The sequence below is a fragment of the Streptomyces sp. NPDC046887 genome (genome assembly GCF_040644755.1).
Lineage (GTDB): Bacteria > Actinomycetota > Actinomycetes > Streptomycetales > Streptomycetaceae > Streptomyces > Streptomyces lichenis.
Genome location: NZ_JBEYXH010000001.1, coordinates 549,615 through 573,503 on the forward strand (window position 1 = coordinate 549,615; position 23,889 = coordinate 573,503).

14 protein-coding genes and 1 pseudogene are annotated in these 23,889 nt (G+C 74.7%); 10 read left to right on the forward strand and 5 right to left on the reverse strand.

Going from position 1 to position 23,889, the window contains the following annotated elements; all coding sequences use genetic code 11:
• The first annotated feature begins 456 nt into the window (after window positions 1-456).
• From ABZ945_RS02560 to ABZ945_RS02585, 6 genes are all read left to right on the forward strand, one after another.
• Window positions 457-2,163 carry a glycerol-3-phosphate dehydrogenase/oxidase gene (locus ABZ945_RS02560; protein WP_361262580.1) on the forward strand — a complete coding sequence of 569 codons (1,707 nt, stop codon included), beginning with the start codon at window positions 457-459 and terminating at the stop codon, window positions 2,161-2,163.
• 451 nt (window positions 2,164-2,614) lie between these two features.
• Window positions 2,615-5,293 carry a protein kinase gene (locus ABZ945_RS02565; RefSeq protein WP_361262583.1) on the forward strand — a complete coding sequence of 893 codons (2,679 nt, stop codon included), beginning with the start codon at window positions 2,615-2,617 and terminating at the stop codon, window positions 5,291-5,293.
• A 309-nt stretch (window positions 5,294-5,602) separates the two neighbouring features.
• Window positions 5,603-8,638 (forward strand): protein kinase, encoded by a 3,036-nt coding sequence (locus ABZ945_RS02570; RefSeq protein WP_361262586.1) that lies wholly within the window; start codon window positions 5,603-5,605, stop codon window positions 8,636-8,638.
• Between the two features lie 516 nt (window positions 8,639-9,154).
• On the forward strand, window positions 9,155-10,762 hold the full coding sequence (locus ABZ945_RS02575) for a serine/threonine-protein kinase (RefSeq protein ID WP_361262939.1): 1,608 nt from the start codon (window positions 9,155-9,157) through the stop codon (window positions 10,760-10,762).
• A gap of 103 nt (window positions 10,763-10,865) precedes the next feature.
• The gene (locus ABZ945_RS02580) at window positions 10,866-12,533 is read left to right on the forward strand and encodes a succinic semialdehyde dehydrogenase (RefSeq protein ID WP_361262589.1); all 1,668 of its coding nucleotides are present in this window, start codon (window positions 10,866-10,868) and stop codon (window positions 12,531-12,533) included.
• Window positions 12,534-12,581: 48 nt separating this feature from the next.
• Window positions 12,582-14,420 (forward strand): GMC family oxidoreductase, encoded by a 1,839-nt coding sequence (locus ABZ945_RS02585; RefSeq protein WP_361262592.1) that lies wholly within the window; start codon window positions 12,582-12,584, stop codon window positions 14,418-14,420.
• A 726-nt stretch (window positions 14,421-15,146) separates the two neighbouring features.
• On the opposite strand, the gene ABZ945_RS02590 is transcribed toward ABZ945_RS02585, so the two are convergent.
• Window positions 15,147-15,479: a chorismate mutase gene (locus ABZ945_RS02590; protein ID WP_361262595.1), complete on the reverse strand. Its 333-nt coding sequence runs from the start codon at window positions 15,477-15,479 to the stop codon at window positions 15,147-15,149.
• 353 nt (window positions 15,480-15,832) lie between these two features.
• On the opposite strand from ABZ945_RS02590, the gene guaA reads away from it, so the two are divergent.
• The gene (gene guaA, locus ABZ945_RS02595; RefSeq protein WP_361262598.1) at window positions 15,833-17,416 is read left to right on the forward strand and encodes a glutamine-hydrolyzing GMP synthase; all 1,584 of its coding nucleotides are present in this window, start codon (window positions 15,833-15,835) and stop codon (window positions 17,414-17,416) included.
• A 64-nt stretch (window positions 17,417-17,480) separates the two neighbouring features.
• Here guaA and ABZ945_RS02600 read toward each other — a convergent pair whose 3' ends face one another.
• Window positions 17,481-17,966 (reverse strand): cupin domain-containing protein, encoded by a 486-nt coding sequence (locus ABZ945_RS02600; protein ID WP_361262600.1) that lies wholly within the window; start codon window positions 17,964-17,966, stop codon window positions 17,481-17,483.
• 814 nt (window positions 17,967-18,780) lie between these two features.
• On the opposite strand from ABZ945_RS02600, the pseudogene ABZ945_RS02605 reads away from it, so the two are divergent.
• A pseudogene (locus ABZ945_RS02605) lies at window positions 18,781-19,224 on the forward strand (DoxX family protein); the annotation flags it as partial.
• Here ABZ945_RS02605 and ABZ945_RS02610 read toward each other — a convergent pair.
• Window positions 19,131-19,394: a hypothetical protein gene (locus tag ABZ945_RS02610; RefSeq protein WP_361262603.1), complete on the reverse strand. Its 264-nt coding sequence runs from the start codon at window positions 19,392-19,394 to the stop codon at window positions 19,131-19,133. The pseudogene ABZ945_RS02605 and the gene ABZ945_RS02610 sit on opposite strands and share 94 nt — an antisense overlap.
• Window positions 19,381-20,676: a PspC domain-containing protein gene (locus ABZ945_RS02615; RefSeq protein WP_361262606.1), complete on the reverse strand. Its 1,296-nt coding sequence runs from the start codon at window positions 20,674-20,676 to the stop codon at window positions 19,381-19,383. The genes ABZ945_RS02610 and ABZ945_RS02615 overlap by 14 nt, the downstream gene beginning before the upstream one ends.
• Window positions 20,677-20,878: 202 nt before the next feature.
• Between ABZ945_RS02615 and ABZ945_RS02620 the strand changes: the two genes are divergently transcribed.
• Both ABZ945_RS02620 and ABZ945_RS02625 read left to right on the forward strand, forming a co-directional pair.
• Window positions 20,879-22,150, forward strand: a complete 1,272-nt coding sequence (locus ABZ945_RS02620) for a PspC domain-containing protein (protein WP_361262608.1) — start codon at window positions 20,879-20,881, stop codon at window positions 22,148-22,150.
• On the forward strand, window positions 22,147-22,848 hold the full coding sequence (locus tag ABZ945_RS02625; protein WP_361262611.1) for a response regulator transcription factor: 702 nt from the start codon (window positions 22,147-22,149) through the stop codon (window positions 22,846-22,848). Before ABZ945_RS02620 ends, ABZ945_RS02625 begins: the two co-directional genes overlap by 4 nt.
• 21 nt (window positions 22,849-22,869) lie before the next feature.
• Here the strand turns inward: ABZ945_RS02625 and ABZ945_RS02630 are convergent, their stop codons facing one another.
• On the reverse strand, window positions 22,870-23,844 hold the full coding sequence (locus ABZ945_RS02630; protein WP_361262941.1) for a C40 family peptidase: 975 nt from the start codon (window positions 23,842-23,844) through the stop codon (window positions 22,870-22,872).
• Window positions 23,845-23,889 lie beyond the last annotated feature (45 nt).

The following is a 23,889-nucleotide window of genomic DNA, read 5'->3' on the forward strand; positions in this document are numbered from 1 at the left end:
GTAACCGGAGTGGACGAGCCGCGCAAGCCCTGTGGTCAGAACGAGTGCGACGCAATGTCAGACTAGGCGTAAATATGACCGTTATGCGGCATTACCGGCCGGGAAGATCCGGAGTGTTGCCGGGGGAACGGTGCCCTGCTCCGGGTGGGGGACGCGCCGGGTTGTCCACAGGCGCGGCGATGACGCGGGGTTGTCCACAGGTGGCGGGGCAGGCGGTGGCTGAAGTCGGCGGGGCGGGCCAGAATCGAAGTGGTGACCTTGCGGGCCGGTGTCCGTGTCCGCGGCGCTGTGATGCGGATGCCGGACGTCAGCTGTCGGTCGGCGGTCGGCGGGGGACGGACGGGCAGGACCGGGCAGACGGGCAGGGCGGGCACAGAAGTGGCCGCCGGGGCTCGCGGTGAGGACCGGGCAGGACGGGCAGGACCGAAGACGACCCGGGAACGACGGGAGGCAGCGGTGAGGACAGCGACACTGGGGCCCGCCGAGCGCGCGGAGGCGCTGGCGGCCATGGCCGAGCGGGAGCTGGACGTGCTGGTCATCGGCGCCGGGGTGGTGGGCGCGGGCACGGCCCTCGACGCGGCCACCCGGGGCCTGGCGACCGGCCTGGTGGAGGCGCGCGACTGGGCGTCGGGCACCTCCAGCCGGTCCAGCAAGCTCATCCACGGAGGCCTGCGCTATCTGGAGATGCTGGACTTCGCGCTGGTCCGGGAGGCGCTGAAGGAGCGCGGACTGCTGCTGGAGCGGCTGGCCCCGCACCTGGTCAAGCCGGTGCCCTTCCTCTATCCGCTCCAGCACAAAGGCTGGGAGCGGCTCTACGCCGGTTCCGGCGTCGCGCTGTACGACGCGATGTCGGTCTCCTCGGGCCACGGCCGCGGCCTGCCCATGCACCGCCACCTCTCCCGCCGGCACGCGCTGCGGGTGGCCCCCGCGCTGCGCAAGGACGCGCTGGTGGGCGCCCTGCAGTACTACGACGCCCAGATGGACGACGCCCGCTTTGTGACGGCCCTGGTGCGCACCGCCGCCAGCTACGGGGCGCAGGTCGCCAGCCGGGCCCGGGTGATCGGCTTCCTCCGTGAGGGTGAGCGGGTGGTCGGCGCCCGGGTGCAGGACGTGGAGGCGGGCGGCGAGTACGAGGTGCGCGCCAAACAGGTGGTCAACGCCACCGGGGTGTGGACCGACGACACCCAGGCGCTGATCAACGAGCGCGGGCAGTTCCACGTCCGCGCCTCCAAGGGCATCCACCTGGTGGTGCCCAAGGACCGCATCCACTCCACCACCGGGCTGATCCTGCGCACCGAGAAGTCCGTCCTCTTCGTCATCCCCTGGGGGCGGCACTGGATCGTCGGCACCACGGACACCGACTGGGACCTGGACAAGGCGCACCCGGCCGCCTCCAGCGCCGACATCGACTACCTGCTGGAGCACGTCAACAGCGTGCTGGCGGTCCCGCTCACCCGGGACGACGTGGAGGGCGTCTACGCCGGGTTGCGGCCCCTGCTGGCGGGCGAGTCCGAGGCGACCAGCAAGCTGTCCCGCGAGCACACCGTGGCCCATCCGGTGCCCGGACTGGTGGTCGTCGCGGGCGGCAAGTACACGACGTACCGGGTCATGGCGAAGGACGCGGTGGACGCCGCGGTGCACGGCCTGGACAGCCGGGTGGCGGCCTGCGTCACCGAGGACGTACCGCTGATCGGCGCCGAGGGCTACCGCGCCCTGTGGAACGCCCGCGCCCGGATCGCCGCCCGCACCGGTCTGCATGTGGTCCGGGTCGAGCACCTGCTCAACCGGTACGGCTCCTCGGCCGAGGAGGTCCTGGAACTGATCGCCGCCGACCCCAAGCTGGGCGAGCCGCTCGGCGGCGCCGACGACTACCTGCGCGCCGAGGTGGTCTACGGCGCCTCGCACGAGGGCGCCCGGCACCTGGACGACGTGCTGACCCGGCGTACCCGCATCTCCATCGAGACCTTCGACCGGGGCACCCGCTGCGCCCGCGAGTGCGCCGAGCTGATGGCACCGGTGCTCGGCTGGGACCAGGGGCAGATCGACCGGGAGGTGGAGCACTACGAGAAGCGGGTGGAGGCCGAGCGGGAGTCGCAGCGCCAGCCCGACGACCTCACCGCGGACGCCGCCCGCCTCGGCGCCCCGGACATCGTGCCCCTGTAGGGAGAGGGACAGGGAGAACGGAGCGAGGGGAGCGAGGGGATCGCCCCGTGGGCGTCGGTGCTCCGGCGGCTGGAGGGCGCCTGCCGTCTCGTCCCGGTGCTCGAACCGGGGCGGACGGCCGGGGCGTTGGGCGTATCGATCGAGTGAGGCGGGGGCGACCGAGGGTGTACAGGGGGCGGATGTGCCGGACATACCCGGAAGCTGACGGACCCGGAGGCGCCGCCGGTCCCGGAGTGGGTGACAATGGAGTTTCTTCCAGGGCGGGTTACCGCATCGCGCGGACGCGGTAGGCGCGGGCGAGGAACAAGGATCGCAGAGGGGACGCATGTCGGGAGCGGAGCAGTCGCGCAGGGCGGCTCGGGAACCTCAGCGGGACAAGGGCAAGCCGGCCACGGACGAGGCAGGGCGGGTCCCCTCTCCTCGGGGTGCCCAGCCGGCCGGGGACTCCACGATGAAGCTCGGGGCGGCCAAGGGGTCGGACGGGGCCGCGAGCGGCCCGGACGCCGTCGAAGCGCGAGCGGACAGGCCGCCGGCGAGTTCCGGCCAGCCGGCCGCGGGCACGGGCCCGAAGCCGGACAAGCCAACCCCGGGGGCGGACAAGTCAACCCCGGGGGCGGACACGCCGACCCCAGGGGCTGACAAGCCAACCTCGGGACCGGACAAGGGAACCGAGCGGCCCGATGCGGCGGCCGGGTCCGGGGCGGCTGCTGGCGGCGACGGCAAGCCCGGGCAGGCCGAGCCCACCGGCGCCGAGCCCGCCGATGGCCGGAACGCTGACGGCAAGTCCGCCGACGCGAAGACCGCCGAAGGGCCGCGGACGACCAGGGAGTTCACCAAGGAGACGGCGGCCGGTGGTGCCGGTGACGAGGCGTCGCCCGCCAAGCCCGCCGACCGGGTGCCGACCCGCAAGCCGGTCAGCTCCGCCAAGGAGGACGGCCCCGCCAAGCAGGCCGGCGCCAAGCAGGGCGGCGAGACCGACACGGCCAAGGCCCAGGCCCAGGACCTCACCAAGGGCAAGGACAAGGGCAAGGACGGTGCCGGGGCGTCGGGCGCCCGCCCGGGCAGCGGCAGCCGATCCGGCAGCGGTAGTGGCAGCAGCCACGGCAGCGGCAGCGGCAACGGCGGCCGGTTGCTGGCCGGGCGGTACCGGCTCGACGGTGTGCTCGGCCGGGGCGGCATGGGCACCGTATGGCGGGCCGTGGACGAGACGCTGGGCCGCACGGTGGCGGTCAAGGAGTTGCGCTTCCCCAACAGCATCGACGAGGAGGAGAAGCGCCGTCTGATCACCCGCACCCTCCGCGAGGCCAAGGCGATCGCCCGGATCCGCAACAACGGCGCGGTCACCGTCTACGACGTTGTGGACGAGGATGACCGCCCGTGGATCGTCATGGAGCTGATCGAGGGCAAGTCCCTGGCGGACGCGGTACGTGAGGACGGCCTCCTCACCCCGAAGCGCGCCGCCGAGGTGGGCCTCGCCGTCCTGGACGTGCTGCGTTCCGCCCACCGCGAGGGCATTTTGCACCGGGACGTCAAGCCGTCCAACGTCCTGATCGGCGCGGACGGCCGGGTCGTCCTCACCGACTTCGGCATCGCCCAGGTCGAGGGCGACCCCTCCATCACCTCCACCGGCATGCTGGTCGGCGCCCCCTCGTACATCTCCCCGGAGCGGGCCCGCGGCCACAAGCCCGGCCCCGCGGCGGACATGTGGTCGCTGGGCGGCCTGCTGTACGCGAGCGTCGAAGGCTGCCCGCCGTACGACAAGGGCTCCGCCATCGCCACGCTCACCGCGGTGATGACCGAGCAGCTCGACCCGCCGAAGAACGCCGGCCCGCTGACCGAGGTCATCTACGGGCTGCTGGAGAAGGACGCGGCCAAGCGGCTGGACGACGCCGGGGCGCGGGCGCTGCTCCAGGCGGTGATCCGGGCCCCCGAGCCGGCGGCCGTGGAGGAGTCCTCACCGGAGGCCACCCGGGTCGTTCCGCTGCCTCCCGTACCGCCCGCGCAGCCCGCACCGCTGGAGAAGCGCGAGAAGCGGACCAGGGGCGGCGACCGGACCGGCTCGCGGACGGCCGGAGCCGCCGGGGCAGCCGGGGCGACCGGGGCCGAGCGGCCGGCGACCGAGGCGGCGGCCGAGCGGATGCGCGGCGCGCTGCGCTCCGTACGGAACGCGGCCGCGGCCACCTCGGCCAACCGGCAGGACTCCGCCGCCCGTTCCCGTACCACCACCACCGCCGCCGGGACCGGCAGCGGTGTGACCGCGTCCCAGGGCCGGGGACCGGCGGCTCCGCCGAGGGCCCCGCTGACCGATGTGGTGTCGCGCCGGACCCTGGTGGTCATCGCGGTCGTGGTGGTGCTGGTGATCGCCGCGATCGTGGCCGTCATCGCCGCCGGCGGCGACGATCCGGGCACCAAGGGCCAGGGTGGCCCCGGTGCCGACCGCACCGCCTCGGCCGGCTCGGAGGTCGAGCCCACCGGCGCGTCCGGGAGCGGCACGGGCCAGGGCGAGAGCGACGGCAAGGCGGACGGCAAGACGGACGGGAAGGACGACGGCAAGGACGAGGGCAAGGGCGGGCAGCCGGGCGGCGGGCCCTCTCCGGGCGCCTCGGGCGACGACCGGCCCGAGGACGGCGGCACCCCCGGCACCGGTGGCGACGACGGCAAGCCCGGCGGCCTGCCCGCGGGATACACCACGGTCTCCAACGACACCTTCCACTTCAGCATGGCCATGCCCAAGGACTTCTCCCTGAAGGGGATAGCCGGGCAGAACTCGGGCGGGAAGTTCTGGGGCGCGTCCCCCTACCCGCGCGTCCAGGTCGACTTCACCGGCGACCCGAAGGGGGACGCCGCCCTGGCGTGGAACCTCGCCCGGGCCGGGGTGGCGGTCAGCAGCAACGGCTACCGCCACATCGGCATAGCGAAGGTCGACTACAAGGGCTACCCGACGGTCGCCGACTGGCAGTTCGAGCGGGACGAGAACGGCGAGCGGGTCCGGGTGCTGAACCGCGGCTTCAAGGTGGACGCAGGGCGCGGCTACTCGATCATGATCAGCTGCCCGGTCGCCGAGTGGGGCGGCAAGGAGTGCACCACGCTCCGGGAGACGGCCTTCGCGAGCTTCACCCCGAAGGGCTGAGGCCCCGGGAAGGGTCGAGACCCCGAAGGGCTGAGGAGGCTTCAGGTCCGGGGGCCCGGTGGGACCTCCGGATCCCGCCCGAGGACGGTCCGGGGCACGTATCGTGAGAGTCCGAAGACCGTACGCAGCCGGACAACCCCTCGGGTCGGTCCGCAACCGTTCGACAAAAGCTCGACAACTGCTCGGCCGACGACCGAATCTGACGGTTGTCTACGATCTGGGGTAGCCGGGCCCGGGTAACCGGATCCCAGGAGCCGGACCCGCCGCACCGCGGTGGCCGGAGGACGAGGTCCGTGGGGAGGCGGCATCGTGGACGAGTACGCGGGCAGGGTGCTGGCCGACCGCTACCGCCTACCGCTGCCACCCCAGGACGAGTACGGGTACGAGCAGGAGCCCGTCGCCACCCGCGCCTTCGACACCTACAGCGGCCAGGAAGTGATGATCCGCCGGCTTCCGCTGCCGGAGATCGTGGACGCGGAGGTGCTGGACGCCGACGAGCCGGGCACTCGCCGTCCGGCCCGCGGCCCGGCCGCCCCCCGTCCGGACCACGCCGTGCGCCGCCCCACCGACCCGTTTGTGCGCCGGGCCGTCGAGGCCGCGCAGGCCGCCGCCCAGATCCCCGACCACCCCCGGCTCGACCAGGTCTTCGACGTGTTCGCCGAGGGGGGCTCGCTGTGGATAGTGAGCGAACTGGTGGCCGCCCGCTCCCTGGCCTCGCTGCTCGACCAGCAGCCGCTCACCCCCTACCGCGCGGCCGAGATCGGCTCCGAGGTGCTCACCGCCCTCCGCGCGCTGCACGCCCACGGCTGGACGCACCGCAATGTCACCGCCCAGACGGTGCTGGTCTGCGACGACGGCCGGGTGGTGCTCACCGGGCTCGCCGCGGGCGCGGCCGAAGAGGCCCTCTGCGGCTACGACCCCCTGCCCGACCAGGACGATCAGGACGAGCAGGGCTACGAGGATTTCGCGGACGACGCGGACGACGCGGAGTACCAGGGCGGGACGGACGATGATGGCGGCCCGATCGCCGCAGAGGGTGGCGAGGGCTACGACGAGGAGGCCCCGGGCTCCCCGCCGGAGGCGTCCAGCGGTGCGGGCGGCCACCAGCGGCAGTACGACTACGCGTACGGATACCGCTACGGGGACGGCGGTGGCTACGACGAGGCGGAGGCCTCCGCCGCGCCTGCGCTGCCCGCGCTCGCCCCAGGCTACGAGCCGGCGCTGCCACAGCGTCACGGCGCCGAGCCGGTGCCCCGGCCGGGAGAGCGGCCCGACCAGCCGCCGGGCGAGCCGGTGCCGCCACCCGTGGTGCCGGACGCCCGGGCCGCCCGGGCCGGCGCCATCGCCGCCTACAGCGCCGGTACCCGGGCCGCCGCCCGCGCGGCCGAGGCCCGGGCCTCGCTCTCGCTTCCGCCCGCCCCCGAGGACACCGGCGCACGGGCCCTGCCGCCCAGCGGTACCCCGCCCCACGCCGCCGGGGCCGGGGAAGCGGAACCGCGGTGGTGGTCCCATGACCCCGCGCTCACCGATGACGAGGACGACGACGAGGACGAAGGCCAGGACCCGGCGTACGGGACCCAGCCGTACGGGGCGGAGGGTTACGGGGCCGAGCCGTACGGAGCCCGGCCGTACCGGCAGCCGGACGAGGGGCCCGGCACGGACACCGGCCCGGAGCAGGAGCCGCCCCGGCGCGCCCATCTGACCGGGGTCTGGAACGACGGCCCCGGCGGAACCGGCCGGGGCGGGTCCGTGCCCGCGGGCGGCGGCCGCTCCCCGTACGACCGGTACAAGCCGTCCGGGTCATCCGGCCAGAGCCACTCCCCGTACGGCACCCGGGACGCGCTGCGGGCCGACGCCCGGCGCGAGCAGCCCCGGCTGCCCGTACCGGCCGCGGCGACCTCCTCCCGTACCGCCGCCGCCGCCCGGGAACCGTCCCCGGACTCTCCCCACGGCGACGGTCCGGCGGCCCCGCCCCGCTACCGCGGCCCCGAGACCCCGCTGGCCGCCGAGCGCGCCCGGCAGACCCGGATCGCGGTGGTCGGCCCGGTCACCGAGCGCTGGGCGCCCGAGCAGGCCGGACCGGTGCACGGCACCTGGCAGCTGGCTCCGCCGGTCGGGCCCTCCACCGACCTCTGGGCGCTCGGTGCCCTGCTCTACCGCGCGGTCCAGGGGCACGCCCCCTACCCGGAGGAGCACGCCGCCGAGCTGGTGCAGATGGTCTGCGCCGAGCCGCCCGCGTTCGCTGAGGAGTGCGGCCCGCTGCGCCCGGTGGTCGAGTCGCTGCTGCGCCAGGACGCCACCGAGCGGCCCGATGTGGAGGAGCTGCGCGGCTGGTTGCGCTCGCTCGTCCGCTCGGCGCCCGAACCGGAGGCCGGGGCCCATCTCGTACCGATGCCGTCCGTCGACGCCGGCCGGCTGCCGGTGGTGCGCCGCCGCGGCGAGTTGGTGCGGCGGAGGCGGGCGGGCCGGGCCCAGGCCGGCGCCCACCGCCACCGCAAGGCCCGCGCCGCCTCCCGGACGGCGGCCGCCCCGCCCGCCGAGACCACCGCGCCCCTGCCGCGCCCCGCTCGGGAGCGCCGGCCGGACAAGGCCGCGCGGAGCGACGGCAGCCCCCGCTCGCTCGGCCGCCTTCTGCTGCTGCTCGTCCTGCTGCTGCTGGCCGCGGCCATCGCGTACGCGGTGGCGTTCCTGCCCAAGTCGGGGGAGACCGAGAACGGCGGCAACGGGCAGTCCGCCGCCCCGCCCACCCCCGGACCCTCTCCCTCCGTTTCTGCCTCCGGCTCGGCGACCGCGCCGGGCCCGGGCGGTGACCCGGCCCCGGCCGACCCGTCCACCGACGGCGGCCAGGCGCCCTCCACCAACACCGTTCCGCCGGGTGGCGGCCCCGAACTCGCCGACGGCTACGCGGTCCGCGACGATGCCGAGGGCTTCCGGATCGGGGTGGACAAGAACTGGCAGCGCAGCCCGATCAACGACGCCGGCCAGGTCCGCTACACCGGCGGGGACTTCACCCTGATCGTCGTGCCCGGCCGCGACACCGTGCGGTCGGCCGGCGGCGATCCGCTGGAGTACCAGCGCACCAGGGAGCGCGAGCTCCAGCCCTGGCGGGACTCCACCTGGGCGACCGCCACCGGTCTGCGCCGGGTGGACGTGGGCCGCCAGGCCACCGCGGAGGGCCAGTTCACCTGGACCGACGCCAGCGGCCGCGAGGTGTACGTCCGCAATCTGGCGCTCATCGTCGGCGAGCGCTACCACGTGGTGCAGGTGATCGGCCCGGAGAGCCAGCGCGACAAGGTGTCCGAGATCTACCAGCAGGCCGTCACCGCCTACCGCGCCACCCGCTGACGGCCTCTGCCCCGCCCGGATGGCCCGGCGCGGGACCGTCGGGTTCGCGCCATCCGCGGGCGGGCGCGGGAGTGCCCCCGGTGTCGGCGTGATCCCGTGCGGGTACGGAGACGGGGGAGCCGTCCGGGGCGCTCCGGCGGGTACCCGTCCGGCGGCTTCCGGCTTTCTCGACCGGTCCGGCGGGGACGGCGGGCCCTCCGCATCCGTACACGTTGTTCGTCGCTCACCTGAAGGCCGTCCGCGAGTCCTCACGCCGGGGCTGACGGCGGACGGGCACGCGGGTCGCATAAGGGCCCGCGCACCGGATCGCGCCCGGGACCCGTCGCCGGATCCGTTCCGGACCTGCCCTGGACCTTGTCCTGGACCTCGTCCCGGACCTGCTCCCGGCCTGTTCCGGACATTTTCCGGGGGCCCGGTGGCGGACGCGAGCAGAGGGGATGTGCCGTGTCCGGACCCCGGCAGCAGCGGCGGATCGTCGGACGTTACCGGCTGGAGGCGCGCCTCGGGCGCGGGGGGATGGGCACGGTCTGGCGAGCGTACGACGAACTGCTCGGCCGGCGCGTCGCCGTGAAGGAGCTCCATCTGGACGAGCTGCACGAGGACGCGGGCGCCGCGGGCTCCTCGTCGCTGAGGGAGGCCCGCGCCATCGCCCGGGTCCACCACCCGCATATCGTCTGCGTCCACGATGTGGTGGAGGAGGACGGCGTTCCGTACATCGTGATGGAGCTGGTGGAGGGCGGTTCGCTGGCCCGGCGGCTGGCCCGGCACGGCCCGCTCGCCCCGAGGGAGGCGGCCCGGCTCGGGCTGGCGCTGCTGAGCGCCCTGCGCGCCGCGCACGCCCTCGGGGTGCTGCACCGCGATCTGAAGCCGGCCAACGTCCTGCTGGAGGAGGGCACCGGCCGGGTGGTGCTCACCGACTTCGGCATCGCCCAGCTCGCCGGGTCCACCACCATCACCGAGGTGGGGATGTTCGTCGGATCGCCCGAGTACACCGCTCCCGAGCGGATGCGGGGCGCCCAGGCCGGGCCGGCCAGCGATCTGTGGTCGCTGGGCGCACTGCTGTGCGCGGCGCTGACCGGCCAGTCGCCGTTCCACCGGGACTCGCTGGGCGGAGTGCTGCACGCGGTGGTCGAGGAGGACATCCGCCCACCCGCGGCGGCCGGGCCGCTGCTGCCGGTGGTGCGCGGTCTGCTCCAGCGCGATCCGGACCGCCGGATGGGCGGCGCGGAGGCCGAACGGCTGCTGCGGTCGTACGCGGAGGCCGCGGGCGAGGCGCCCGGATACCGCCTGCCGGGCGGGACACTGCCGCTCGGCACCCTGGCGCCTGGCGACGGGGGTGATCGGCCGGCGGGTCCGTCGCCGGAGGGCGGTGGGCCGGAGGGCGGTGGGTGGGGGAGCGGTGGCCCGGAGGGCGGTGCGCTGGAGGGCCTTCCGGCTGGAGGCTTTCCGCCGGACGGGGGTACGCCCGGGGATGGTGTGTCCGGGGGCGGCATGTCGGAGGGCGGTACGTCTCGGAGCGGTACGTCCGAGGGGGCGCCGCCGCACGACCGTGCCGACGCGGTGCCGCCGGACTCGTCCGGCCGCGGTCCGTCTCTCCACGGCCCGTCGGGTCACGGTCCGTCGGGTCACGGGCCTTTCGGGCATGGCCACCCGGCCCATGGAGAGCACCGCCACGGCCCCTTCCGTCCGGCCCCGCCCCGTTCCGGCCCCTCCGCTCACGGCCCGTCCGACGCGGCGCCGCCCGCCCGGCCCGTACGCCGGCGCCCCGGCCCTCCGGGATCCGGGTCCCGCCCCGGGCCCCGCTCCGGGCCCGGGCCGTGGCCCTCCGCCGTCGGCGGATCCCCGCACGAGGCCGCGGCCCGCCGCCCCTTCCGGGACTCCTTCGGGCGACCCCACCCCCGTACCCCGCTCCGGGGGCCGCTGATCGCCGCCGCGCTGCTGGTGGCCCTGGCCGGACTGGGGGCCGCGGGGGTCCTGCTGCTGCGGGGCCATGACGGGGAGGGCGGGGGCGGGGACCGCCGTACGGCCACCACCTCACCCGCCCCCGAGCGGTCCACCCCGCCCTTGCGCCCGCGGACGGGCCAAGACGTCCCCCACACCGTCAAGCCGCCCCAACGCCCCTGATCAGGCCTTATGTGCCAGTGAACGCTGGCGGGGTGTGCGGGGCCGGTGAAAAGCTGTTACCGGCGGGTACCGAAGTGCCGTCTTCCGGCATACCCTCGGCCCCATGACGGACACCACTGCCGCGAAGGGCGCCCAGGCGGGCGCGACGGCCACCGGACCGGGCCAGGCGGCCCAGGGGCCGGGCGGCGGGACCAACCCGGTCGCCCCGGCGCCGGCCGGCGTGCGCACCGCCGCCGACGTGGTCACCCCCGATCTGGTCGCCCGGCTCGTCCGCGGGGTCGTCGGCTCCGGACGTACCGCCAACCACACCCCGTTCACCGGGGAGCGGCTGGCCGAGCTGCCCGAGTCCACCCCCGAGGACGTCGCGGAGGCCTTCGACCGGGCCCGCACCGCCCAGCGGGTGTGGGCGGCCACGCCGGTGCGGGACCGTGCCGCGGTGCTGCTCCGCTTCCACGACCTGGTCCTCCAGCGGCAGGCCGAGGGACTGGACCTGGTCCAGCTGGAGACCGGCAAGGCCCGGCTGCACGCCCATGAGGAGATCCAGGCCGTCGCCGTGGCCGCCCGCCACTACGGCCGCCGAGCCGCCGCGTACCTCAAGCCCCGCCGCCACACCGGGGTGCTGCCCACCCTCACCAAGGTGACCGAACTGCGCCAGCCGCGCGGGGTGGTGGGCCAGATCGCCCCCTGGAACTACCCGCTGGAGCTGTCCGTCGGCGACGCCCTGCCCGCCTTCGTGGCCGGCAACGCCGTCGTCATGAAGCCCGACACCGAGACCGCGCTGACCGCCCTGTGGGCGCGTGAGCTGCTGATCGAGGCGGGGCTGCCGGAGGAGGTGTTCCAGGTCGTGCTGGGCGAGGGGCCGGTGGTCGGGCCCGAGGTGGTCCGGCACGCCGACTACGTCTCGTTCACCGGCTCCACCCGCACCGGCCGCGAGGTCGCCCAGGGCGCCGCCGCCCGGCTGGTCGGCGTATCGCTCGAACTCGGCGGCAAGAACGCCATGCTGGTCCTGCACGACGCCGACATCGAGAAGGCCGCCGCCGGGGCCGTCCGCGCCTGCTTCTCCTCCGCCGGTCAGCTCTGCATCTCCATCGAGCGGCTGTACGTCCACGAGTCCGTCGCCGATGACTTCGTGGAGCGGTTCGCCGCCCGGACCAGGGCCATGCGGCTCGGCAACTCCCTGGCGTACGGGGCGGATATGGGCTCGCTGGTCGGCGAGCGCCAGCTGGAGACCGTCAACCGGCACGTCGAGGAGGCCGTCGCCAAGGGCGCGGTACTCGTCGCCGGGGGCACCGCCCGCCCCGACATCGGCCCGCTGTTCTACGAGCCGACCATCCTGGACGGCGTCCAGGAGCCGATGGCCGTCTGCTCCGAGGAGACCTTCGGCCCCGTCGTCTCGGTCTACCGCTTCCGCGACGAGGACGAGGTGGTCGAGCGCGCCAACGCCACCGCGTACGGGCTCAACGCCTCCGTCTGGACCCGCGACTCGGCCCGCGGCCACACCATCGCCGCCCGGCTGCGCACCGGCACGGTCAACATCAACGAGGGGTACGCGCCCGCCTACGGCAGCGTGCAGTCGCCGATGGGCGGGATGAAGGACTCCGGTCTCGGCCGCCGGCACGGCTCCGAGGGCATCCTCAAGTACACCGAGGCCCAGACCGTGGCGCAGCAGCGGCTGCTCCCGCTCGCCCCGTCCTTCGGTATGGACGACGAGGCGTACGCGGCCCTGATGACCCGCGGACTGCGGGTGATGAAGGCCCTCCGCTTCCGCTGACCCCCACCCCTCCCCCCTCCCCTCACTCTCTCCGGTACGAGGAGCGCCATGTCCCAGGTCACCCCTGCCCGCGACCAGGAAGAAACCGGCGACCAGAAAGCCGGTGACCAGGAGGCCGGCTACGACTACGACGTCCTCGTCGTCGGCTCGGGATTCGGCGGCTCCGTCTCGGCCCTCCGGCTGACCGAGAAGGGCTACCGCGTCGGCGTCCTGGAGGCCGGCCGCCGCTTCACGCCCGCCACCCTGCCCAGGACCTCCTGGGACCTGCGCAACTACCTGTGGGCTCCGGCCCTCGGGCTGTACGGGCTCCAGCGGGTCCATCTGCTGGGCAATGTGATGGTGCTGGCCGGTGCCGGGGTCGGCGGCGGCTCGCTCAACTACGCCAACACCCTCTACGTACCGCCGCCGGCGTTCTTCCAGGACCGGCAGTGGGCGTCGATCACCGACTGGCAGGACGAGCTGGCCCCGTACTACGACCAGGCCAAGCGGATGCTGGGGGTGCGGCTCAACCCGACGATGACCCCCTCCGACGTCCACCTCAAGGCGGCCGCCGAGGCGATGGGGGTGGGCGACACCTTCCATCTGGCCCCGGTGGGCGTCTTCTTCGGCGACGGCAAGGACGCCGACGGCGCCGACGGTGTGAAGGCGCGGCCCGGCCGGGAGGTCCCCGACCCGTACTTCGGCGGCGCCGGCCCCGCCCGCCGGGCCTGCACCGAGTGCGGCGAGTGCATGACGGGCTGCCGGCACGGCGCCAAGAACAACCTCACCGAGAACTACCTCCACCTCGCCGAGCGGGCCGGTGCGGTCATCCACCCGATGACCACGGTCACCGCCGTCACCGAGGACCCCTCGGGCGCCGGCTACCGCGTCTCGGTGGCGCCCACCCAGCGCCGCCGCAAGGCCGCCCCGCGGGTGCTGCGCAGCCGGTATGTGATCGTCGCGGCCGGCACCTACGGCACCCAGACCCTGCTGCACACCATGAAGGACCGGGGGCTGCTGCCGCGGATCTCGGACCGGCTCGGCGAGCTGACCCGTACCAACTCCGAGGCGCTGGTCGGCTCGCAGACCTCGGACCGCCGCTACCGCAAGCGCCACGGCCACCCGAAGGCCGACTTCACCCAGGGCGTCGCCATCACCTCGTCCATCCACCCGGACGGGAACACCCATATCGAGCCGGTCCGCTACGGCAAGGGCTCCAACGCGATGGGCTCGCTCTCCATCCTTCAGGTGCCCTTCGCCGAGCGGCGGGTGGCCGCCTGGCTGAAGAACGTGGCCCGGCACCCCTGGCTGACCGTGCGCTCCCTCTCCAACCACCGCTGGTCGGAGAAGACGATCATCGGCCTGGTGATGCAGTCGGTGGACAACTCGCTGACCACCTACCGCAAGCGGGGCGGGGTCGGAAAGGGCCTGCTGACCGCCCGCCAGGGCCATGGCGCGCCCAACCCCAAGCAGATCGCCGAGGGCACCCGGGCCGCCACCCTGCTCGCCGAGGAGATCAACGGCTTCGCCGGCTCCAACGTCGGCGAACTGATGGGCACCCCGCTGACCGCGCACTTCCTCGGCGGCTGCGTGATCGGCGCCACCGCCGAGGACGGCGTCATCGACCCGTACCACCGGGTCCACGGGCACCCCGGGATCCTCGTGGTGGACGGCGCCGCGGTCTCCGCCAACCTCGGCGTCAACCCGTCGCTGACCATCACCGCCCAGGCCGAGCGGGCCATGTCCTTCTGGCCGAACAAGGGCGAGGACGACCCGCGCCCGCGCCAGGGCGAGGCCTACACCCGTATCGCGCCGGTCGAGCCCACGTCGCCCACCGTCCCGGCAGACGCCTTCGGCGCGCTGCGGCTGCCGTTCCTGGGCATCCCCACCGTCCCGCCGAAGTCCTGAAAGCGTCCTGGAGGTCGCTCGGATACGACGGAGGCGCTGCACCCCCCTCCGAGTGCAGCGCCTCCCGGCCGCCCCCGTGTGGTCACGGGTGTGGCCTTTGTGTCGTATGCATGACCTGTGAGCGGTGTGAACGGTTGCCCGTCCACCGAGGGAAACCAGGTGTGGTCTGCGTCACACTCGCTGTGGAGCGGGCCGGAACATGCCGAGGGGCCCGTGGGCGCCGCTTTCGCGGGCGCCACGGGCCCCTCGGGTCCGGGCGCCGGCGACAGGGCGGCGGCGGTGCCCGGTGCGGCGGCGCGGGGGGCGGCGCCGCCGGGGAGGTGTGCTTTCGGGGTGTGTGCTCTTTTTGGGGGGCGGCCGGGGGACGGGGCCGGGGTGCTGCTGGGCCGGGGTGCTGCTGAGCCGGAGCGGGACGGGGTGTACGGGACGGGTGTGCGGGTCGGGGAGGGACCCGATGCGGCCGGTTCCGGGCGTCCCTGGAACCGGCCGCTCTTTTGGGTGACCGGGCTGCTGTCCCCTGCCGTCCGGTCACGCACGCTGAGGCGAGGTCCCACGGCGTACCAGGAGGTACGCCACACGCCCCAGCGGAGCCACGCGTGGTTTCTGACGGCCCGCCCCTGGCTGACACGGACACCCCGACCAACGAAGACCGGTCCCGGGCGGTCACGCGCCAGACGGGTGAGAGCGGCTCCGAACTCACATCCGGCCACTTTTTGGGTAGAGGGGTCAGACGGTGCCCCGGCACAGCTCCAGCACGGTCATCGCCAGCGAGGTGCCGCGCCGCCCCAGGGCGTCCCGGTAGTGGGAGAGGACCTCCGTCTCGCGGGCCAGGTTCACCCGGCGGCCGCCGGAGGCGATCCGGGCCTCCTGGATGACGGCCGAGACGGCCATCCGCTCCTGGATGAGGCCGATGATCCGGTCGTCCAGGGCGTCGATGCGCTCCCGGGCACCGGAGACCACCCGCGACGCCTCCTCGGTACGGGCGCCGGTCCACTCGGCGGCGCGGGCGGCGGGGGTGGTGGGGGTGGCGGGGGTGGTGGGGGCGGTGACGGCATTCATGGGGGGTCTCCTCGGAGGACTCGGTCATCGGGGTCGGGGCGGCGGGCCCCCGGCGGTCGGCTCCGGGAAACACACAGGCGCCCCGGACCGAATTCGGCCCGGGGCGCCTGGGAAGTCGCTTGTCAGTGGCTCAAGCAGCACGACCATGGCAGCCGGACGGGCCGGGTGCCATAGGTAAAGACGAAGGTCGAGAGCTTGCGCATGGCGACAGTATGGACCATCACCCGAAGGGGGCGGCCGCCGGTTCGGATGGTGAGACGAGAAGGCGGGTGACCGGGGCCGTTAGAATCGAGACACACCCCCTACATCACCGCACCCCACACCTCACGTCTCCACGCCGGAAGGCCGCCGTAGTGTCATCAGCGAATCCCGCTGCCGCGCCCGACGCCGTACTCGTCGTCGACTTCGGCGCGCAGTACGCCCAGCTCATCGCCCGCCGCGTCCGTGAGGCCCGGGTCTACAGCGAGATCGTCCCCTCCACCATGCCGGTGGACGAGATCCTGGCGAAGAACCCCAAGGCGATCATCCTCTCCGGCGGGCCGTCCTCCGTGTACGAGGAGGGTGCGCCCAGCATCGACCGCGCCCTCTTCGAGGCGGGGGTCCCCGTCTTCGGCATGTGCTACGGCTTCCAGCTGATGGCCACCACGCTCGGCGGCACCGTCGACAACACCGGCGCCCGCGAGTACGGCCGCACCCCGCTGCACGTCTCCAAGGCCTCCTCCACCCTCTTCGAGGGCACCCCGACCGAGCAGCCGGTGTGGATGTCGCACGGCGACGCCTGCTCCGCCGCGCCCGAGGGCTTCACCGTCACCGCCTCCACCGACGTGGTGCCGGTCGCCGCCTTCGAGAACGACGAGAAGAAGCTCTACGGGGTGCAGTACCACCCCGAGGTGATGCACTCCACGCACGGCCAGCAGATCCTGGAGCACTTCCTCTACCGAGGCGCCGGGCTCACCCCCGACTGGACCACCGGGAACGTCATCGAGGAGCAGATCGAGTCGATCCGCGCCCAGGTCGGCGACCGGCGCGCGATCTGCGGGCTGTCCGGCGGTGTCGACTCGGCGGTGGCCGCGGCCCTGGTGCAGAAGGCCATCGGCTCCCAGCTCACCTGCGTCTATGTCGACCACGGGCTGATGCGCAAGGGCGAGACCGAGCAGGTCGAGAAGGACTTCGTCGCGGCCACCGGTGTGCAGCTGAAGGTCGTGGACGCCCAGGAGCGGTTCCTGTCCGCGCTCGCCGGGGTCTCCGACCCCGAGGAGAAGCGCAAGATCATCGGCCGGGAGTTCATCCGGGTCTTCGAGCAGGCCCAGGCCGAGATCGTCGCCGAGGCGCCGAACGACCAGCCGGTGGAGTTCCTGGTGCAGGGCACCCTCTACCCGGACGTGGTGGAGTCCGGCGGCGGCAGCGGCACCGCCAACATCAAGTCCCACCACAACGTGGGCGGGCTGCCCGAGGACCTGGAGTTCCAGCTCGTCGAGCCGCTGCGCCAGCTGTTCAAGGACGAGGTCCGGATGGTCGGCCAGGAGCTCGGCCTGCCGGAGGAGATCGTCCACCGCCAGCCGTTCCCGGGCCCCGGCCTCGGGATCCGGATCGTCGGAGAGGTGACCCGCGAGCGGCTCGACCTGCTGCGCGAGGCCGACGCCATCGCCCGCGAGGAGCTGACCGCGGCCGGTCTGGACCGGGACATCTGGCAGTGCCCGGTGGTCCTCCTCGCCGACGTCCGCAGCGTCGGCGTGCAGGGCGACGGCCGCACCTACGGCCACCCGATCGTGCTGCGCCCGGTGTCCTCCGAGGACGCCATGACCGCCGACTGGACGCGGATGCCGTACGACGTGCTGGCCCGTATCTCCACCCGGATCACCAACGAGGTCCGCGATGTCAACCGCGTCGTCCTGGACGTGACCTCCAAGCCCCCGGGCACCATCGAGTGGGAGTAGCCCTCCCGCCGGTCCCCCGTAGCGGAGCCGCCGCCCACATCGCGTGGACGGCGGCTCCGGCCGTTCACCCCTCCTCCGCCTCCCCGTCCTCCAGCAGCTCGAAGTCCTCATAGGCGAAGCCCGGCGCCACCACACAGGAGACCAGCACCGGCTCGTCGCCCAGCGGCTCGGCCGACTGCCAGTGGCCGGCCGGGACCAGCAGCTGCGGGCGCTCGCCGTCCTCCACCGAGGCGCCGAGCACCAGATGCTCGGGTGTCCCGCTCGGTGCCTCGCCCGGCCCACCCAGCGAGAGCCGGAGCGGGCCACCGCGGTGCCAGAGCCACAGCTCGTCGGAGCGCACCCGATGCCAGGCGGAGGTCTCCCCGGGGTGCAGCAGGAAGTGGATACCGGTGGCGTAAGCCCGGGGGCCCGGGTAGCCGTCGGGTGTCACGGCGCCCCCGGTACGCCAGGTCTCCCGGTACCAGCCCCCCTCCACATGGGGCTCCAGCCCGAGCAACTCGACCAGCGGGGAGCGGTCCGCGGACAGTGCACGCGATACGTCATCGGTCATGCCCGCATTCTGGCCCCGGTTGTGGGTGCTGAACCCGGCCTTGGGGGGGCTGTACTCGGTCCCGAGGGGATGAACCGGGCCTTAGGGGTCTGGACCCGGTCCTGGGGGTTGGACCCGGCTCCAGGTGGTGAACCTGGCCCCGGGGGATAGGCCCGGCCCCGGGCGGTGAACCTGGCCCGGGTGGTGAGCCCGGTCCCAGGGGCCGTGAACCGGGCCCCGGGTGGTGGGCCTGGCTGTGTGGTGAGCTCGGCCCCGGGTCGTGAACCGGGCCCCTGGGGCCCGGCCTCGTGGGGCGACCCCGGCCTCGGGGGGCGACCCCGGCCTCGGGGGCGAACCCGGCCTCGGGGGGGGCGAACCCGGCCTCGGGGGGCGAACCCGGTCCCGGGCGGTGAACCCGGTCCCGGGCGGTGAACCCGGTCGGTCCCCGGTACGTATCCCCGGGAGGGGGTCCGCGGGACCATCGGGGTCCGGGCCCGGCGTGGAGAGGCGGACGGCGATGACCCACACCCACGGCGCGGCGGGGCGCTACGACGACGGCGAGCCAACCGTGCGCTTCGACGGGGACGTGTCCGCCGGACGCTTCGGCAGGGGCGCTTCGGCCTGGCGCTCCAGCGGCGAAGAGCCCGCCGGACGCTACGACGGAGCCGAGCCCACCGGGGCCTTCGGCGGAAGTGAACCCTCCGGCCGCTTCGGCGCGCGGGTGCGGCCCGGGCGCTTCGAGGCCGGTCGGGCGGACGGGCGCCGGGGCGGAGCTGAGTCGGGCGGGCGCCGCGGCGGAGGCGGGTCCGACGGCGGGGGGTGGGCCGGGCTCGGGCGGTACGCGCTCCTTCCGTTGCGGATCTTCCTCGGTGTGACCTTCATCTACGCCGGGCTGGACAAGCTCACCGACGCCGGCTTCCTCGCCGCCTCCGGCCCCGGGTCCGTCGGCGAGACCATGCGCGCGGTCCGGGACTCCTCCGCCGTGCCCTGGCTGGTGGACCTGGCGCTGCGGAATCCGGAGGGCTTCGGCTATGCCCTCGCCGCCGGTGAGCTGGCGGTCGGGGTCGGCACCCTGGTGGGGGTGCTGGCGCGGCTGGCGGCGCTCGGCGGGGCGCTGATCTCGCTCAGTCTGTGGCTGACCGTCAGCTGGCCGTCCGAGCCCTACTACTACGGCAACGACCTCCCCTATCTGATCGGCTGGCTGCCCCTGGTGCTGGCCGGGGCGCCGCTGCTCTCGGTTGACGCGGCCTGGTCGGCGCGCCGCCGCCGGGCCCGGTAGCCGGCGTACCCCGCCGCCCCGGCCAGCAGCAGCCCGAGGACGAGCACCGGGAACACCGCGTACCAGGGGGCGTGCCAGGCACCGGCCGCGTCCCCCGCGTAGAGGGTGGCGACGGCCAGCCCGGTGGCGCCGGTGACCAGGCGGCCGGGGTGGAACTCATGGCGTAGCACGGGTGACCTCCACCAGGCCGACGGCGATCTTCAGCTTCAGCTCGACGGTGCCCGCCGGGGCGGCTCCCCGGGGCGGGGCGACGGTGTGCACCGCCTCCTGGCCGGGGGCCACGTCGATGTCCCCGGGCGGGTCGTCCGGCAGCTTGAGGTCGCCGAGCCCGCTCTGGGCACGCACCTTCACCGTGACGTCCCGGGGCACCACCACCTCGACCCGGCCGGCGCCTACCTCGGCGGAGGTCTTCACCGTCTGGCCGGCGGGTATGGAGAGCGCGGACAGGTCGAGGGTGCCGACCCCGCTGCCCAGCGCGTAGGAGGGCCGGACGTCCGCCGCCACGGCCGGCTTCCACTCGGTGCGCATCCAGTCGGTGGTGATCCGGTGCGGCAGCGCCGAGGCGCCGGCCAGCAGCAGGGCCGTCAGCACGGTCAGGAAGACCGTCCCCGAGCCGGTCCGGCCGGCGAACGAGCTGATCACCAGCCCGAAGGCGAACACCGCCAGCGCACAGGCCAGTCCGGTCTGGAGGCAGACCGCCAGCGGCTCGGAGCCCCAGCGCAGCCCCGTGCCCAGGGCGCCCGCCGGCAGCGCCAGCAGCAGCACCAGCCCGCCCAGCGGCCGGGGCCCCCGGGCCACCGGGACCGCCGAGGCCGGGCTCTTGCGCCGCTCGGCGGGGGTGCCCATCCCCACCGCCTCCTCCGGGCCCCACAGATACCCCAGGGGCACCGGGCCGGTGGTGCCGTCCTTGACGATCGGGTCCCGCCACCAGGACGGCAGGTCGCGCGGGGGCGGCGCCTTGGTCTCCGGCGGGGCCTCCGCCACCGTGTGCACGGCGGCCGGGCCCTCGCCCGGCTCCGGCTCGGTGGAGCGCCGCCGCGACCAGACGGCCGCCCCGCCCACCGCCAGCACCAGCAGCAGCGAGAAGGAGACCGTGCCGCCGTTGTTCAGCATCGACAGGAACAGCCCGCAGCCCACCAGCGCCATCAGCACGGCCAGCAGCGAGGCCCCGTCCACCCGGCCGGACAGCAGCCGCCGCCCCTCCGGCTCCTCCTCGCCGTCGGCCGGCAGCAGCAGCCAGGCGAAGCCGTAGAAGACCAGCCCGATGCCGCCGGTCACCGCGAGCACACCGGTGGCCACCCGGAAGATCACCGGGTCGAGGTCGTAGTACCGGCCCAGGCCGCCGCAGACGCCCGCCACGACCCGGCGGCGCGCGGTGCGCCGCAGCGGGACGGGCGGTGCCCCCGGGGCCTCGCGGCCGTCGGGGGGAGCGGAGGGAGCCGAACGCGTCATACGTCCATGGTGACCGACGGTGACCACCCGCCGCTACCGTCCGCGACCCTGGTCCGACCCTGAGGTTCACACCCCGTCCACTCGAACGCTCACCGGGCTCTCCTCCGGGATGGGCTCCGGGATGATCTCCGGGACGTTCTCAGGGTCGAGCCAGGGGACCGCCCTGATACCGGGGTGCGGCCGGACGTGTGACGATCAGAGCATGCCCGTCACCACCCGTCCGGCCGACCTCGACGAACCACCCGTGCGCAAGCTGTACCGCAGCGCCGACGGGCGGATGCTCGGCGGTGTGGCGCGCGGGCTGGCCGGGCACCTGGGGCTGCCGGTGGTGTGGGTGCGCCTCGCCTTCCTGGCGCTGTTCCTCTCCAACGGCCTGGGCGTCCTGCTGTACGCGGCGTTCTGGATCGCCGTCCCGCTCGGGGTCGGCGGCCGGGCCAGTGAGTCGCGCTCGGTGTTCGAGACCACCGCGGACGGGCGGCGCCGGCTGCGCAAGCCCGACCGCGGCCAGGTCGTCGCCATGGTCGCGCTCGCCATCGGCGCGGTCGCCTTCGCCGGCAGCGTGGACTTCGGCGCCGGTGCCGGGCGCTATGTCTGGCCGACCCTGCTGGTCGGCGTCGGCGTCGTCCTGGTCTGGCGCCAGGTGGACAACGCGCGCCGCGCCCGCTGGACCGAGGCCGGCGGCCGCAGGCGGCTGTTCCAGCTCGCCCGGGCCGTCGCCGGGGTCGCCCTGGTCGGTATGGGGCTGACCGTGTTCCTGGTGGTCCGCGGGGCGGCCGCCCAGCTCGGCACCGCGCTGACCGCCGCGATAGCGGTGCTCGCCGGGATGGCCCTGCTCGCCGGGCCGTGGCTGGTGCGGATGTCCCAGGACCTCTCCGAGGAGCGGACCATGCGCATCCGCGCCCAGGAGCGGGCCGAGGTCGCCGCCCACGTCCATGACTCCGTACTGCACACCCTGACCCTGATACAGCGGCACGCCGAGGACCCCGGTGAGGTCCGCCGGCTGGCCCGCGCCCAGGAGCGGGAGCTGCGGAACTGGCTCTACCGCCCCGAGGGCACCGGCAAGGACGAGAGCGACGAGCCCGACACCCTCGCCGAGGCGGTGAAGCGGACCGCCGCCGAGGTCGAGGACAAGCACGGCGTCCCGATCGAGGTGGTGGTCGTCGGCGACTGCCCCTTGGACGAGCGGCTGGCCGCCCAGCTCCAGGCCGCGCGCGAGGCCATGGTCAACGCCGCCAAGTACGGTGGCGGGGGCGGGCCGGTCCAGGTGTTCGCGGAGGTCGAGGGCCGCACGGTCTTCGTCTCGGTGCGCGACCGGGGGCCGGGTTTCGACCTGGACGCGGTTCCCGAGGACCGGATGGGCGTACGAGAATCGGTCATCGGCCGGATGCGGCGCAACGGCGGCACCGCCCGGGTGCGGACCGCCCCGGGCGAGGGCACCGAGGTGGAGCTGGAGATGGAGAGGGCGGACGGATGAGCGAGACCACGACGGGGGCCGGGCAGACGGAGGCCGGACGCCGGGTTCGAGTGGTGCTGGTGGACGACCACCGGATGTTCCGCACGGGGGTGCGCGCCGAGATCGGCCGCACCGACACCACCGGGGTCGAGGTGGTCGGCGAGGCCGCCGACGTGGACCAGGCCGTCGCCGTGATCACCGAGAGCCGCCCCGAGGTGGTCCTGCTCGACGTCCATCTGCCGGGCGGTGGCGGGGTCGAGGTGCTGCGCCGCTGCGCCGGTCTGATGGCGGCCGCCGAGGACCCGGTGCGGTTCCTGGCGCTCTCCGTCTCGGACGCGGCCGAGGACGTCATCGGCGTCATCCGGGGCGGCGCCCGCGGCTATGTCACCAAGACCATCACCGGCACCGATCTGGTGGACTCGGTCTTCCGGGTCCAGGAGGGCGACGCGGTCTTCTCGCCCCGGCTGGCCGGCTTCGTGCTGGACGCCTTCGCCTCCACCGACGCCCCGCCGGTGGACGAGGACCTGGACCGGCTCACCCAGCGCGAGCGCGAGGTGCTGCGGCTGATCGCCCGGGGGTACGCGTACAAGGAGATCGCCAAGCAGCTGTTCATCTCGGTGAAGACCGTGGAGTCCCATGTCTCCGCGGTGCTCCGCAAGCTCCAGCTCTCCAACCGCCATGAGCTGACCCGCTGGGCCACCGCACGCCGACTGGTCTGACACCCCCCGTCCCCAGTGGGCTCAGGCCACCCGGGTGGCGCCCGCCCAGGGCATCTCGTCGATCGGGGCGATCCGCACCGGGGCGCCCGGGCGGGGCGCGTGGATCATCCGGCCGCCGCCGATGTAGAGCCCGACATGGCTGATCCCGGAGTAGAAGAACACCAGGTCGCCCGGCGCCAGTTCACCCCGCCCGACCCGCCGCCCCGCCCCGATCTGGGTGTACGTGGTCCGGGGCAGCGCCACCCCGGCCGAGCGCCAGGCCGCCTGGGTCAGCCCCGAGCAGTCGAACGAGGCGGGGCCGGTCGCCCCCCAGACGTACGGCTTGCCCAGCGCTCCGTACGCGAAGGCGATGGCCGCGGCGGCCCGGGACCCGTCGCCCGGCGGCGGCCCCGGCCGGGGCCCGGACGCGGCGACCTCCCCGTCGTAGGCCGCGCGCTGCGGCTGCGGCAGGCTGTCCACCAGCCGCCGCGCCGCCGCGGCCTTGCCGTGGACCACCGCCTTGTGGCGGCCGGCCTCGGCCCGTAGCGACTCCAGCTCCGTCAGCCGCCCGGCCGCCTCCGACCGCAGCCGGGCCAGCTCCACCAGCTCGCCGCGCAGCGCGCCGACCGTCCGGGCCCGGTGGTCGGCGGCCCGGTCGGCGAGCACGGCGCCGTCCAGATAGGCGTCCGGGTCGGCGGTGAGCGCCAGCCGCAGCGCGGGCGGCAGCCCACCGCCCGTACCGGAGCGGTAGTCGGCGGCGGCCATCGCGCCGACCGCGTTCCGGGCGGTGCTGAGGGACGCGGTCCGCCGGGCCACCTCGTCGCGGAGGGCGTTCACCGCCTTCCGGGCGCCGTCCGCCTTCTCCCGGACGGCGTTGTACCGCTCGGCCGCCTCCTCGGCGGCCCGGTACAGCCGGTCGGCCTCCGCCCTGGCGCCCGCCGGGGTCAGCCGGGGCTCCGCGTGCCCGGAACCCGTCAGCGCGGTCGCGGTAGCCGCCCCGGCGAGCGCCAGCGTCAGCGCCGCCCGCCCACCGGCCGCCCCGGCCGTCCCGACCGCGGTCTC